The 13,677-nt window shown below is 66.4% G+C and carries 12 protein-coding genes and 1 tRNA gene; 10 read left to right on the top strand and 3 right to left on the bottom strand.

All coding sequences use genetic code 11. From position 1 onward, the window contains the following. Positions 1 to 54: 54 nt before the first annotated feature. Both AC0KS4_RS18910 and AC0KS4_RS18905 read left to right on the top strand, forming a co-directional pair. Positions 55 to 1,077, top strand: coding sequence for a YlbL family protein (locus AC0KS4_RS18910; RefSeq protein ID WP_238956659.1), 1,023 nt, complete (start codon positions 55 to 57; stop codon positions 1,075 to 1,077). A gap of 74 nt (positions 1,078 to 1,151) precedes the next feature. After that, on the top strand, positions 1,152 to 4,133 hold the full coding sequence (locus AC0KS4_RS18905) for a UPF0182 family protein (RefSeq protein WP_238956658.1): 2,982 nt from the start codon (positions 1,152 to 1,154) through the stop codon (positions 4,131 to 4,133). Between the two features lie 3 nt (positions 4,134 to 4,136). Here AC0KS4_RS18905 and AC0KS4_RS18900 read toward each other — a convergent pair whose 3' ends face one another. Continuing rightward, a complete protein-coding gene (locus tag AC0KS4_RS18900; RefSeq protein ID WP_238956657.1) occupies positions 4,137 to 5,117 on the bottom strand; it encodes a GlxA family transcriptional regulator in 981 nt (326 codons plus the stop codon). 101 nt (positions 5,118 to 5,218) lie between these two features. Between AC0KS4_RS18900 and AC0KS4_RS18895 the strand changes: the two genes are divergently transcribed. The 5 genes from AC0KS4_RS18895 (at position 5,219) to AC0KS4_RS18875 (ending at position 8,234) form a co-directional block, all read left to right on the top strand. Beyond that, a complete protein-coding gene (locus AC0KS4_RS18895) occupies positions 5,219 to 5,869 on the top strand; it encodes an HD domain-containing protein (RefSeq protein ID WP_238956656.1) in 651 nt (216 codons plus the stop codon). A gap of 19 nt (positions 5,870 to 5,888) precedes the next feature. After that, positions 5,889 to 6,587, top strand: a complete 699-nt coding sequence (locus tag AC0KS4_RS18890; protein WP_238956655.1) for a nitroreductase family protein — start codon at positions 5,889 to 5,891, stop codon at positions 6,585 to 6,587. A gap of 16 nt (positions 6,588 to 6,603) precedes the next feature. Next, on the top strand, positions 6,604 to 7,140 hold the full coding sequence (locus tag AC0KS4_RS18885; protein ID WP_225326335.1) for a cupin domain-containing protein: 537 nt from the start codon (positions 6,604 to 6,606) through the stop codon (positions 7,138 to 7,140). Between the two features lie 73 nt (positions 7,141 to 7,213). Beyond that, positions 7,214 to 7,290, top strand: a tRNA-Met gene (locus tag AC0KS4_RS18880). A 164-nt stretch (positions 7,291 to 7,454) separates the two neighbouring features. Continuing rightward, positions 7,455 to 8,234: an RsiV family protein gene (locus AC0KS4_RS18875; protein WP_225326336.1), complete on the top strand. Its 780-nt coding sequence runs from the start codon at positions 7,455 to 7,457 to the stop codon at positions 8,232 to 8,234. 11 nt (positions 8,235 to 8,245) lie between these two features. Here AC0KS4_RS18875 and AC0KS4_RS18870 read toward each other — a convergent pair whose 3' ends face one another. Both AC0KS4_RS18870 and AC0KS4_RS18865 read right to left on the bottom strand, forming a co-directional pair. After that, complete coding sequence (locus tag AC0KS4_RS18870) at positions 8,246 to 8,734, bottom strand: glutathione peroxidase (protein ID WP_225326337.1); 489 nt, start codon at positions 8,732 to 8,734, stop codon at positions 8,246 to 8,248. A gap of 20 nt (positions 8,735 to 8,754) precedes the next feature. Beyond that, complete coding sequence (locus AC0KS4_RS18865) at positions 8,755 to 9,291, bottom strand: hypothetical protein (RefSeq protein WP_225326338.1); 537 nt, start codon at positions 9,289 to 9,291, stop codon at positions 8,755 to 8,757. A 307-nt stretch (positions 9,292 to 9,598) separates the two neighbouring features. On the opposite strand from AC0KS4_RS18865, the gene AC0KS4_RS18860 reads away from it, so the two are divergent. The 3 genes from AC0KS4_RS18860 to AC0KS4_RS18850 all read left to right on the top strand — a co-directional run bounded on the left by AC0KS4_RS18860 (position 9,599) and on the right by AC0KS4_RS18850 (position 13,674). After that, on the top strand, positions 9,599 to 10,891 hold the full coding sequence (locus tag AC0KS4_RS18860) for an MCE family protein (protein WP_238956654.1): 1,293 nt from the start codon (positions 9,599 to 9,601) through the stop codon (positions 10,889 to 10,891). A gap of 323 nt (positions 10,892 to 11,214) precedes the next feature. Continuing rightward, entirely contained in the window at positions 11,215 to 12,522 is a 1,308-nt protein-coding gene (locus AC0KS4_RS18855) for an MCE family protein (RefSeq protein WP_238956653.1), read from the top strand. Between the two features lie 213 nt (positions 12,523 to 12,735). Further along, positions 12,736 to 13,674, top strand: coding sequence for a methionyl-tRNA formyltransferase (locus tag AC0KS4_RS18850; RefSeq protein WP_225326340.1), 939 nt, complete (start codon positions 12,736 to 12,738; stop codon positions 13,672 to 13,674). The last annotated feature ends 3 nt before the right edge of the window (positions 13,675 to 13,677 follow it).

Genomic DNA, 13,677 nt, shown 5'->3' with positions numbered 1-13,677 from the left:
ACCGGACCCTTGCAGCCGAATGACCGGCGACGTGGCCCGTCTAGTGTGTTCGGCGTGAACAGGCGCATCCTGACCTTGATGGTCGCGCTGGTGCCGATCGTGGTGTTCGGCGTCTTGCTGGCGGTGGTGACGGTGCCGTTCGTGTCGCTGGGTCCCGGCCCCACCTTCGACACGCTCGGCGAGGTCGACGGCAAGCAGGTGGTGGCGATCCAGGGCACCCTGACGCATCCGACCACCGGTCACCTGAACATGACCACGGTGTCCCAGCGCGACGATCTGACGCTGGGCGAGGCGCTGACGCTTTGGCTTTCGGACACCGAACAGCTGGTGCCGCGCGACCTCATCTACCCGCCCGGCAAGTCCCGGGAGGAAGTGGACAAGGCCAACAACGCGGACTTCAAGCAGTCCGAGGACAGCGCCGAATACGCGGCCCTGGGCTATTTGAAGTACCCCTCGGCGGTCACCGTGGCGAAGGTCCCCGAACCCGGTCCCTCGGCGGGCAAGCTGAAGGCCGGCGACGCCATCGACGCGGTCAACGGCACGCCGGTGGCCACCGTCGACGCTTTCACCGGGCTGCTGAAGAGCACCAAACCCGGTCAGACCGTGACGATCGACTACCGCCGCAAGAACGAACCCGCCGGTGTGGCGCAGATCACGCTGGGCGCCAACAAGGACCGCGACTACGGCTACGTCGGTGTCGCGGTGCTCGACGCGCCGTGGGCGCCGTTCGTCGTGGACTTCAACCTCGCCAACATCGGCGGCCCGTCCGCCGGGCTGATGTTCAGCCTGGCGGTGGTCGACAAGTTGACCACCGGGGGCCTGGCCGGGTCGAACTTCATCGCGGGAACCGGCACCATCACCGCCGACGGCAAGGTCGGCCAGATCGGCGGCATCACGCACAAGATGGTCGCCGCGCACGCGGCCGGGGCGACGGCGTTTCTGGTGCCGGCGAAGAACTGTTACGAGGCCAGTTCGGACAATCCGTCCGGACTGCGGTTGGTCAAGGTCGAGACGCTCGGCCAGGCAGTAGATGCGCTGCACGCGATCACGTCCGGTGGGCAGCCGCCGAGTTGCTAGGCAAGCGCGGGATCGCCGGTTGTCGCAATGCGTAGAGTTGTCACCGTCTAGCAATCGATCAGGGAGCGTAGCCAGTGGGGATGCGGCCCACCGCAAGAATGCCGAAGCTGACTCGGCGTAGCCGGATTCTGATCCTGATCGCACTGGGTGTGATCGCTTTGCTGCTCGCGGGTCCGCGGCTGATCGACGCCTACGTCGACTGGCTGTGGTTCGGCGAGCTCGGCTACCGCTCGGTGTTTTCCACCGTGCTCGTCACCCGGTTCGTGGTCTTTCTCATCGCCGGCCTGCTGGTGGGCGGCATCGTGTTCGCCGGGCTCGCGGTGGCCTACCGCACCCGCCCGGTGTTCGTGCCGAGCAACGACAACGACCCGGTGGCGCGGTACCGCGCCGTGGTCCTTTCCCGGCTGCGCCTGGTCAGTGTCGGCGTACCGGTGGCGATCGGCTTGCTGGCCGGCATCATCGCGCAAAGCTATTGGGTGCGGATCCAACTGTTCCTGCACGGCGGAGACTTCGGCATCAAGGACCCGCAGTTCGGCAAGGACCTCGGCTTCTACGCGTTCGAGTTGCCGTTCTACCGGCTGCTGCTCAGCTACCTGTTCGTGGCGGTGTTCCTGGCGTTCGTGGCCAACGTGTTGTCCCACTACGTCTTTGGCGGCATTCGGCTGTCCGGACGCACCGGTGCGCTGAGCCGTTCGGCGCGGATCCAGCTGGTCACCCTGGTCGGGCTGTTGGTGCTGCTCAAGGCGGTCGCCTATTGGCTGGACCGCTACGAGCTGTTGTCGCACACCCGCGGCGGCAAGCCCTTCACCGGAGCCGGATACACCGACATCAACGCCGTGCTGCCGGCGAAGCTGATCCTCATGGCGATCGCGCTGATCTGCGCGGGCGCGGTGTTCTCCGCGGTCGTCCTCCGGGACTTGAGGATTCCCGCGATCGGCCTGGTCCTGCTGTTGCTGTCGTCGCTGATCGTCGGCGCGGGCTGGCCGTTGATCGTCGAACAGATCAGCGTCAAACCCAATGCCGCGCAAAAGGAAAGCGAATACATCAGCCGCAGCATCGCCGCGACGCGGCAGGCCTACGGTCTGACCGCGGACGTGGTCACCTACCGCAACTACACCGGCGACGCGCAGGCCACCGCCCAGCAGGTCGCCGACGACCGCGCGACCACCTCCAACATCCGGCTGCTCGACCCGACCATCGTCAGCCCGGCGTTCACCCAGTTCCAGCAGGGCAAGAACTTCTACTACTTCCCCGACCAACTCTCCATCGACCGGTACCTCGACCGCAACGGGTCGTTGCGGGACTACGTCGTGGCGGCGCGCGAACTGAACCCCGACCGGCTGATCGACAACCAGCGTGACTGGATCAACCGGCACTCGGTCTACACCCACGGCAACGGGTTCATCGCGTCGCCGGCCAACACGGTGCGCGGAATCGCCAACGACCCCAACCAAAACGGTGGCTATCCCGAATTTCTGGTCAACGTCGTCGGCGCCAATGGCAACGTGGTGTCCGACGGTCCCGCGCCGCTCGACCAGCCGCGCGTCTACTACGGGCCCGTCATCTCCAACACCGCGGCGGACTACGCGATCGTCGGGCGCAACGGCGCCGACCGCGAGTACGACTACGAGACCAGCAACGAAACCAAGAACTACACCTACACCGGGCTCGGCGGCGTCGCCCTCGGCGACTGGTTGTCGCGCAGCGTGTTCGCCGCCAAGTTCGCCGAGCGGAATTTCTTGTTTTCCAATGTGATCGGCTCGAACAGCAAGATCCTGTTCAACCGCGACCCGGCGCGCCGCGTGGAGGCGGTGGCGCCGTGGCTGACCACCGACAGCTCCGTGTACCCGGCGATCGTCAACAAGAGACTGGTGTGGATCATCGACGGCTACACCACGCTGGACAACTACCCGTACTCCGAACTCACGTCGCTGGAGTCGGCGACCGCGGACTCCAACGAGGTGGCGTTCAACCGGCTCGCACCCGACAAGCGGGTCTCCTACATCCGCAACTCGGTGAAGGCGACCGTGGACGCCTATGACGGCACCGTCAGCCTGTATCAGCAAGACGAACAGGATCCGGTGCTCAAGGCGTGGATGCGGGTGTTCCCGGGCACCGTCAAGCCCAAGAGCGACATCAGCCCCGAGTTGGCCGAGCACCTGCGCTATCCCGAAGACCTGTTCAAGGTGCAGCGGATGCTGCTGGCGAAGTATCACGTCAACGATCCGGTGACGTTCTTCTCGACGTCGGACTTCTGGGACGTGCCGCTGGACCCGAACCCCACGGCCAGCAGCTACCAGCCGCCCTACTACATCGTCGCGAAAAACATTGCGAAGAACGACAATTCGTCGTCCTATCAGTTGACGAGCGCGATGAACAGGTTCAAGCGCGACTACCTCGCCGCCTACATCAGCGCGAGCTCCGACCCGGCGACGTACGGGCGGATCACCGTGCTGACCGTCCCGGGTCAGGTCAACGGGCCGAAGCTGGCCAACAACGCGATCACCACCGACCCGGCGGTGTCGCAGGACCTCGGGGTGATCGGGCGCGACAACCAGAACCGGATCCGGTGGGGCAACCTGCTCACCTTGCCGGTGGGGCAGGGCGGGTTGCTCTACGTCGAACCCGTGTACGCCTCCCCGGGGGCCAGCGACGCGGCGTCGTCATACCCGCGGCTGATCCGGGTGGCGATGATGTACAACGACAAGATCGGCTACGGCCCCACCGTGCGCGACGCGCTCACCGGGCTGTTCGGTCCCGGCGCGGGCGCGGCGGCGACGGGCATTCAGCCCACCGAGTCGGGGACGCCCGCGGCGAGTCCGCCGGCCAGTGTGCCGGCACCCGCCATCACGCCCGGATCGCCGCCGCCGGTGGCCGCACCGCCGGTGCCTGACGGGTCCGTGGCGCTGTCACCCGCCAAATCCGCTGCGCTGCAAGAGATTCAGGCTGCACTCGGCGCGGCGAAAGACGCGCAGAAGAAGGGCGACTTCGCTGGCTATGGTGCCGCGTTGCAGCGCCTGGACGACGCGATCACCAAGTACAACAACACCAAGTAGCTTTCAGGCGTAGGCCGTCCGGAACCTGTCCCGATAAGCCTTCGGGCTGATGCCCAGGTGGTTGACGAACGCGCGTCGCAGCGTTTCGATGCTGCCGAAGCCGGCCATGCCCGCGGTCTCGGTGACCGACCGGCCGGCTTCGAGCGCGTTGCGGGCGAAGCCGATTCGAACCAATTCGACGTAGCGCGCCGGGGTCATCCCGAGCTCTGATGCAAACAGCCGGGTCAGCTGGCGTGTGCTCAACGAGGCCAGTGCCGCAAGCCTTTTCACGCTGTGGTCGGCGGAGGGGTCGGCCGCGATCGCTTCGGTGACCGCGCGCAGCGGCGACTGCGGCGGGGGATCGGCCTCGACCAGCACCGAGAATTGTGATTGTCCGCCGGCGCGTTTCAGGTAGACGACCAGCCACCGGGCGACGTCGCGGACCAGTTCGGTGCCGTAGTCCATTTCGACCAGCGCCAGCGCCAGGTCGATGCCCGAGGAAATCCCGGCGGAGGTGAAGACGTCGCCGTCGCGGACGAAGATCGCGTCGGGCTCGACGGTGATGTCAGGGAAGGCCCGGGCCAGCCGCCGGGTGTCGTGCCAGTGCGTGGTGGCGCGCCGACCGTGCAGCACCCCGGCCTGCGCGAGGATGAACGACCCGGTGCAGATGGACGCCATCCGCCGGGTTCGCTCCGAGACGGACCTGATGGCTTCGACGAGCGCGGGGTCGATCGGTCGCCCCGGCAGGTGGTCGCTGCCGGCGACCAGGACGGTGTCGGCGGAATCGATGGCCGAGATCGAGTGGGTGACCCCCAATCGGGTCCCGATCGACGTTGTCACGTCGCCGCCGTCCACCGACGCGACGGTGAGCCGGTAATCGGCGCCGAACCGGTTGGCCTCGACGAAGACTTCGCCCGCCCCGGCGACGTCCAGCAGCGTCACCCCGTCGAAGACGACGATGACCACCACCCGGGAACGCGCTCCACCTGTAGCCACGTGAGCCATTGTGTCGCTTTCTGGGGAGTTGACGGCTGAAACGACCGGCGTCGAATCGTCCGGACCGTCGCACACTGAGCACGACGGTCACCGGAGAAGGAGACGACAAGATGACCACCAGTTCGATCGACACCACCGCCGGCATCCACGTGCCCGACACCGCGCTGGTGCGCGAGGTCACCGACTTCATTCGCGACAGCGCAGACGAGTTGCTGTTCAACCACTCCCGGCGGGTGTTCTTCTTCGGCGCGCTGCAGGGCATGCGCCGCGGGGTGCAACCCAACCTGGAGTTGCTCTACGTCGCGGCCATGTTCCACGACCTCGGCCTGACGGAGCACTACCGCAACTCGACCGTCCGCTTCGAGGTCGACGGCGCCAACGCGGCGCGGGACTTCCTGATGGACGCCGGCGTCGACAAGGCCGACGCCGACACGGTGTGGCTCGGCATCGCCCTGCACACCACCCCCGGCGTGCCGGAGTTCCTGGCGCCCGAAGTCGCGCTGCTGCAGGCCGGTGTGGAAGTCGACGTGGTCGGCGTCGGGCGCGAGCAGCTGGCCCCCGAAGCGCTCGCCGCGGTGATCGCCGCCCACCCGCGCCCGCAGTTCAAGCAGCGCATCCTGGCGGCGTTCAACGACGGCATGAAGCACCGCCCGCACACCACGGCCGGCACCATGAACGCCGACGTCCTGGCGCACTTCGATCCGGCGTTCGAGCGCGTCGATTTCGTCGACAAGATCCTCAACAACGGCTGGCCGGAATAGCCCGGACGGGAGTAGACAGATGGACATCTACGAAGCGCTGTACACGACCAGGATGATGCGGCGCCTGCGGCCCGATCCGGTTCCGCTGGACACGCAGGCCCGCATCCTCGACGCGGCCGTTCGCGCCCCCAACGGGGCCAACACCCAACGCTGGCACTTTGTGGCCGTTGACGATCCGGCGCTCATCCGCGAGTTCGCTCAGCTGTTCCGGCAGGCCCGCGCCCTCGAATACGAGAAGTTCGGGGCGGGGACGGGGCCGATGGTGGCGCCCGCGCCCGGCGCCGACGCGGCCGCACACGCCGAAACGATGCGCCGGATCAAAGGTTCGGGGGACTACCTCGCCGACCATTTCGAAGAAATTCCCTTGTTGCTCTTCGTCTTCGCGATCGACGACCTCGGCGGCGCCAACATCTTCCCGGCGATCTGGAGTGTGCTGCTCGCCGCCCGCGCCGAGGGTGTCGGCGGCGTCATGACGATGGTGCTCCGCAACTTCGAGGACAGGGTCGACGAGTTGTTGGGCGTGCCCGTCGAGGAGGGCTGGACGATGTCGGCCATGCTGGCCCTCGGCTACCCGCGGGGCACATGGGGTGTCGCGGCCAATCGCCATCCCGTGCACGAGGTTTCATCCCGTAACGGCTGGGACACGCCGTTCGGTGTCGAAGTGCCGCAGCCGCTTTGGCCGCCCCAGGGCGACACGGCGACCGCGGTCGGGTTCTGAAAAGGAGGAACGTCAGATGAGCGGCGCGAACGAAATCGGGGTCACGGTCGTGCAGCCGGGGGAGGGCGATTACGTTGCCCTGCCTGGGTTTGGGGCCGTCTTCAAGCTGTCCGGCAAGACCAACGGCGGCGAGGTGTCCATCGTCGAGCACCCGTTTGCGGTCGGCCTGCTCACCGCCGCGCACCGGCACACCCGCGAGGACGAGCATTCGATCGTGCTGGCTGGCGAGATCGGCTTCCGCTCGGACGACAGTGAGGTCGTCCTCGGGCCCGGCGGCTACATCACCAAGCCCCGCGGGCAGATGCACGCGATGTGGAACGCCGGCAGCGAGCCGGGCCGCATCATCGAAGTCATCACCCCGGGCGGGTTCGAGAACTATTTCCGCGAACTCGGTGAGCTGCTCCTCGAGCACGCCGACGACCCGGCCGGCAAGCCGCTGCACGAGTTGCCCGAGTTCGGCGAACTCGCCGACAAATACGGGCTGACCTACGGGTCACCGGAGTGGATGGACGACATCGCCCAGCGATATGGACTGAACCCGCCGTCACACTGAACGAGGCCTCCCGCCCCGCTGAGCGCGCGATTTGGTCGCCGTGACACCGGTTCGGTAACCTGGCATTCACCAACGCGGGGTGGAGCAGCTCGGTAGCTCGCTGGGCTCATAACCCAGAGGTCGCAGGTTCGAATCCTGTCCCCGCTACCAGGTAAAACGGCCCCCGGAGATGGCTCCGGGGGCCGTTTTCATGCCGGGTGGGACGCGTTCGCAAAGCGAATGATCCGTTGGGAATGTGTTCGCGAGGCGCGCGATGGCCTATCTTTACCTCCGTCCGTCGCATCGGTACCGCGAGTTGTCGGAGGAGATCCCACATGCGCAGCTTCAAGGTGGCAGCGTCCGCCACGGCCCTCGTCCTCTTCGGCCCGGCTGGCGTCGCCGCTGCCGCGCCGCCGAAGGACTACTGCGCCGAACTCAAGGGTGCCAACACCGGCCAGGCATGCCAGATCCAGATGGCCGACCCCGGCTACAACGTCAACATCAGCTTCCCGGTGAACTACCCCGACGAGAAGTCCGTGGCGGAGTTCATCGCCAAGGAGCGCGACGATTTCGTCAGTGCCGCCAAATCCTCCGCACCCCGCGACCAGCCCTACCAGCTGACTATTTCGTCGACGAACTACGGGTCGGCGATACCGCCGCGCGGCACCGAGGCCGTGGTGTTCAAGGTCGTCGAGAACACCGGCGCCCCCAAGACGACGTTCAAGTCGTTCAACTGGGACCAGACCTATCGCAAGGCGATCGTGTGGACCGCAGCCTCAGACGACAAGAACAACACGCCCTTGTGGCGCGTCGACGACCCGCTGCAGACCGTCGCGCCCGTCGTGCAGAGCGAGCTGCAGAAGCAGGCCGCGCCGCCCGCGAACCCGGCGCAGACCCCGCCGGGGAACCAGCCGCAGACCGCACCGCCCGCGAGCCCGACGCAGACGGCACCGCCGGTGACGATCGCGCCGGCCGCCGCCTACGACCCCGCGAACTACCAGAATTTCGCCGTCACGAACGACGGTGTGATCTTCTTTTTCGACCAAGGTCGCATGCTGCCCGACGCCACTCAGGTGCTGGTGCCGCGCTCCGCGATCGACCCGATGCTCGCTTAGCGAGCGCAGATCTACCGCGGCAGCACGGCCTCGATGGCGCTGATGACCTCGGGGGCGTCGGGCTCGGTGCGGGGCCGGAAGCGCTGGACCACCGCGCCGTCGGGTGCGAGGAGGAACTTCTCGAAGTTCCACTGGATGTCTCCGGCCTGGCCCTCGGCATCGGAGGCTTTGGTCAACTCGGCGTACAGCGGGTGCCGGTCGTCGCCGTTGACGTCGGTCTTCGCCAACAACGGGAACGTCACCCCGTAGGTCCTCGAGCAGAACTCCTGGATCTCGTCGGCCGTGCCCGGTTCCTGGCCCATGAACTGGTTGCAGGGCACGCCGACGACCGTCAGGCCGCGCTCGCCATAGTCCGTGGCCAGCTTCTCGAGGGCGGTGTACTGCGGGGTCAGACCGCATTTGGAGGCGACGTTGACGACCAGCGTTGCGCCGCCGGACAATTCGGCAAGCGTGGTGGGCCGGCCGTCAAGGGTGGTAAGGGCGATGTCTTTGAGGGTCACGCCGACGACGCTAACGCAGATCAGAGCCAGCCGGTACGGGCGGCCGCAACCGGCTCGGCGGGGGCCGGGGCCAGCTCCCCGTCCCGCACCCCGTCGAGCAGCCGCTGCACCGCGGCGACGATCTCCGGCGCCGCGGCGGCGAGCCCCTTCTTGTCGGCCTCGCTGACCTCGTCGGCGTCGACGCCGGCCCGGGCCAGCACGGCGGACGGGTCGGCCAACTGCTCGGCCAACCACGACACCGGGTCGGCCGACAGCTCGGGCACGAAGTGCCGGCGTCCGGGTTCCCAACCGTCGAAACGCGGGTGGTGATGGGCCCGGTCCAGCGTCCCCGGCGGGCTTTCCGCCGATCCGAATAGGTCCACCCGCCACACCGGGCGGGTAAAGGCGATCGGGACGCCGGCATAGATCGAGCCCTGCGGCTCGGCCCGGTCGACGAGGCGCAGTTCCAGTCTGACTCCCCGCTCCGGGGTTTCCTGACCTTCGAGCGGGGACGGGTCGACGAAATACATGTCCCCGACGACCACACCCAGGGATTCGAATCCGAACGCTGCGAGCATTGCGCCCCTTTCCTGACCGCTATCCGAGCGTAGACCCGGACGTGGACGGGCGTGCCGCTACCGGAGACGGGTCGCGCCGTCGCGTCTCGTAAAATTGAGCGCGCTGCAAAAGGCGTCAGACGAATTTGTTAATGACGGTTCGCACAAGCGGGGCCGTCGCGGTACATTTCAGTGAACCTTGTTGCAAGGGCCCCTGGTATCGGCTCTGACCCGGGGGACGCGGTTCGCCACAGCACCGGGAAGGCGCGTGGCGCGAACGTGAGGGGCGGCGACGGTGGTGTCGGAACAGCGAAGTCCCGGTTCACCCGTGCAGATCAACTCGCAACGAACACCGCCCTACAAGTGGATCGCCCTCGTCACGCTGCTCGTGCTCGCGGTGATTTTGGCCTTGGTGTATGGGCAGTTCCGGGGCGCCTTCACCCCCACGACCAACCTGACGATGTTGGCGTCGCGGGCTGGGTTGGTGATGGATCCGGGGTCGAAGGTCACTTATAACGGGGTGGAGATCGGCCGGGTCGGCAAGATCACCGAGACGGTGCGTGACGGGAAGCCGGCGGCGAAGTTCACGCTGGAGGTCTATCCGCGGTACCTGAAGCTGATCCCGTCGAATGTGAATGCTGATATCAAGGCGACGACGGTGTTCGGCGGCAAGTATGTGTCGCTGACGACGCCGGCCAACCCGTCGGCGCAGAAGATCTCGGCGCACACCGTGCTCGATGCGCGTTCGGTGACCACCGAGATCAACACGTTGTTTCAGACGATCACCTCGATCGCGCAGAAGGTCGATCCGGTCAAGCTGAATCTGACGTTGAGCGCGGCGGCGCAGTCGTTGGCCGGGCTGGGGGACAAGTTCGGCCAGTCGGTGGTGAACGCGAACGCGGTTCTTGATGAGGTGAATCCGCGGATGCCGCAGGCGCGCAAGGATATTCAGCAGTTGGCGGCGTTGGGGGACACCTATGCCGACGCGTCGCCGGATCTGTTCGACTTTTTGAACAATGCGGTGGTCACCGCGCGCACATTCAACGCGCAGCAAAAGGATTTGGATCAGGCGTTGTTGTCGGCGGCGGGGTTCGGTAGCACCGGGGCGGAGATCTTCGAGAAGGGTGGGCCGTTTCTGGCGCGCGGCGCCGCCGATCTGGTGCCGACGGCCCAGCTGCTGGACACCTACAGCCCCGAACTTTATTGCACCCTGCACAACTACCACGACATCGTGCCCATCACCGGCGCCTCCGAGGGCGGCTTCAACGGCTACTCGCTGAACATGGACACCGAGGTCACCTCGGGCTTAGGTCTGTTGCTCAACCCGGTCGCCACCGTCCCCGTCCTCGCCTCGCTCCTCGGCGGCATCGCCGGGGTGGTCGGCGGGGCGCCCAACCCCTACGTCTGGCCCGAGAACCTGCCGCGGGTGAACGCCCGCGGCGGCCCCGGGGGTGCGCCGGGTTGCTGGCAGCGGGTCACCCGCGATCTGTGGCCCGCACCGGAATTGGTGATGGACACCGGCAACAGCCTTGCGCCCTACAACCACCTGGACACCGGATCGCCGTACGCGATCGAGTACGTCTGGGGCCGTCAGGTCGGCGACAACACGATCAACCCCTAGCGCGCGAAAGAGTTGCCGGGAACCATCATTCGCGCGCCGGCATGATCGGTGGTCCGCCGCGCTCGGCGCGAGTATTCGGTGTTGCTTTGTTCGTGCCGCCGCGTCGCGGTACATTGCACTGGTCTTCGTTATTGCATCTGTGTACAGAGCCCCTGGTAACGGACAGTAAGTCGGGGGAGTGATTTGCCGCAGCGCCGTCAGGCCGCGGCACCGACCATGAGGGGCAGTGGTGGCGTCGGTGGGTTATCTGAATAACCAACCGCATCCCTGGCTGTCGCCGAGCGCGGAATACCGGCCGACCTTCGGACTCCTGGTGTAACGCCATGGAAGGTTCACCTGTTCAGATCAACGACTCGCGGGAGCCGCCCTACAAGTGGATCACCCTCGTCGTCGTGGTGGTGCTCGCGGTGATCTTCACCTTGGTGTACATCCAGTTCCGAGGGGGCTTCACCGCTAAGACCAACCTGACGATGTTGGCGTCGCGGGCGGGGTTGGTGATGGATCCGGGGTCGAAGGTCACTTATAACGGGGTGGAGATCGGCCGGGTCGGCAAGATCACCGAGACGGTGCGTGACGGGAAGCCGGCGGCGAAGTTCACGCTGGAGGTCTATCCGCGGTACCTGAAGCTGATCCCGTCGAATGTGAATGCTGATATCAAGGCGACGACGGTGTTCGGTGGCAAGTATGTGTCGCTGACGACGCCGGCCAACCCGTCGGCGCAGAAGATCTCGGCGCACACGGTGCTCGATGCGCGTTCGGTGACCACCGAGATCAACACGTTGTTTCAGACGATCACCTCGATCGCGCAGAAGGTCGATCCGGTCAAGCTGAATCTGACGTTGAGCGCGGCGGCGCAGTCGTTGGCCGGGCTGGGGGACAAGTTCGGCCAGTCGGTGGTGAACGCGAACGCGGTTCTTGATGAGGTGAATCCGCGGATGCCGCAGGCGCGCAAGGATATTCAGCAGTTGGCGGCGTTGGGGGACACCTATGCGGACGCGTCGCCGGATCTGTTCGACTTTTTGAACAATGCGGTGGTCACCGCGCGCACATTCAACGCGCAGCAAAAGGATTTGGATCAGGCGTTGTTGTCGGCGGCGGGGTTCGGTAGCACCGGGGCGGAGATCTTCGAGAAGGGTGGGCCGTTTCTGGCGCGCGGCGCCGCCGATCTGGTGCCGACGGCCCAGCTGCTGGACACCTACAGCCCGGAAATCTATTGCCTGATGCGCAGCGAAGTTGACGCGTTGGGCCCCACGGGCGCTGCCGAAGGCGGGTTCAACGGCTACTCGCTGAACATGGACACCGAGGTGCTCTCCGGGCTCGGACTGATCGCGAACCCGGTGTCTGCGGTGCCCGTCATCGCGTCGCTGGTGGGCGGCGTCGCCGGGGTGGTCGGCGGGGCGCCCAACCCCTACATCTGGCCCGAGAACCTGCCGCGGGTGAACGCCCGCGGCGGCCCCGGGGGTGCGCCGGGTTGCTGGCAGAAGATCAGCCGCGACCTGTGGCCCGCACCGGAATTGGTGATGGACACCGGCAACAGCATCGCGCCCTACAACCACCTGGACACCGGATCGCCGTACGCGATCGAGTACGTCTGGGGCCGCCAGGTCGGCGACAACACCATCAACCCCTAGCGGCCCAGCCCCGACAACGCTTGGCGCAAGCCAGGTTTCGCGCTTTCAAGGATTGGTGAAGCGCCGTAAGCGCGATGCTTATTTCGCGTGCACGCGCCCGGCTGGAGCACTTAGGTAAGGCTAACGTAAGCTCACTGAGTTGTGGGCGCCGTTGCCTGGATCGAGGGGGGCGTAGCCACTGGTCGTCCGTCACGAGCTACAAGGGGTTCACGCATGCGCATCGTCTTTTTCGGATTCCAGACCTGGGGCTACCGGACCCTCGAGGCGCTCACCGAGATGGACCATGAGGTCCCCCTGGCGGTCACCCACCCTTCCAGCGAGGAATCGTACAAGGCGATCTGGTCGGCGCCGGTGGAGGACCTCGCGCGTGACCACGGCATCCCGTTGCATCTGACCGAGACGGTCGACGCGGAAACCATCGATCTGGTCAAGCGCGCCGAGCCCGACGTCATCGTCGTCAACAGTTGGTACTACCGGATGCCGGCGGAACTGTACAACCTGCCGCCGCACGGAACCTTGAACTTCCACGACTCGCTGTTGCCGAGGTTCACCGGGTTTTCGCCCGTGCTGTGGGCGTTGATCAGCGGCGAGTCCGAGTTCGGGCTGACGGTGCACCGGATGGACGACGGCCTGGACACCGGGGACATTCTCGTGCAGCGTTCGGTGCCGATCGGTCCCGACGACACCGGCACCGAACTGGTGCTGCGCGGCATGGATCTGATCCCGGAAGTGCTGGCCGAGGCACTCGGTGCGCTGGAGTCCGGCACTGCGGTCTGGCGACCGCAGAACAAGGCCGAGCGGACGTACTTCCACAAGCGTTCGGAGCGTGACAGTTTGATCGACTGGGGTTGGGCGGCCGAGGACCTGGAGCGGTTTGTGCGCGCGCTGTCCGACCCCTACCCGCGCGCCTACAGCTTCTACCGAGGCGAGCGGATCGAAATCCTCGAGGCGCGCGTTTCCGAGGCCGGTTACGGTGGCACGCCGGGCCGGGTGATCGTCCAGGAGGAGGGCGGCGCGGTGGTCTGCGGCCCCGACTCGAATCGGGGCAACAACCGCGGGCTGGTGATCACCCGCGTCCGCTCTGCGGACGGAGTCGAGTGCGGCGGGGGAAAGTTCTTCCGGCGAGGCGGTTACCTGACCAGCCAGCCCTGACAC

This window comes from Mycobacterium sp. NTMscope_MAC_12 (assembly GCF_976985675.1).
Note: the sequence above shows the minus strand (reverse complement) of the source record. Positions and strands in the feature narration are given on the sequence as shown.

What these genes read in the sequence shown, in the direction of transcription:
- AC0KS4_RS18895 (WP_238956656.1), top strand. Translation starts at nt 5,219, where the DNA reads ATGACCACCAGTTCGATCGACACCACCGCCGGCATCCACGTGCCCGAC.
- AC0KS4_RS18865 (WP_225326338.1), bottom strand. Translation starts at nt 9,291, where the DNA reads ATGCTCGCAGCGTTCGGATTCGAATCCCTGGGTGTGGTCGTCGGGGAC.
- AC0KS4_RS18850 (WP_225326340.1), top strand. Translation starts at nt 12,736, where the DNA reads ATGCGCATCGTCTTTTTCGGATTCCAGACCTGGGGCTACCGGACCCTC.
- AC0KS4_RS18885 (WP_225326335.1), top strand. Translation starts at nt 6,604, where the DNA reads ATGAGCGGCGCGAACGAAATCGGGGTCACGGTCGTGCAGCCGGGGGAG.
- AC0KS4_RS18890 (WP_238956655.1), top strand. Translation starts at nt 5,889, where the DNA reads ATGGACATCTACGAAGCGCTGTACACGACCAGGATGATGCGGCGCCTG.
- AC0KS4_RS18855 (WP_238956653.1), top strand. Translation starts at nt 11,215, where the DNA reads ATGGAAGGTTCACCTGTTCAGATCAACGACTCGCGGGAGCCGCCCTAC.
- AC0KS4_RS18875 (WP_225326336.1), top strand. Translation starts at nt 7,455, where the DNA reads ATGCGCAGCTTCAAGGTGGCAGCGTCCGCCACGGCCCTCGTCCTCTTC.
- AC0KS4_RS18900 (WP_238956657.1), bottom strand. Translation starts at nt 5,117, where the DNA reads ATGGCTCACGTGGCTACAGGTGGAGCGCGTTCCCGGGTGGTGGTCATC.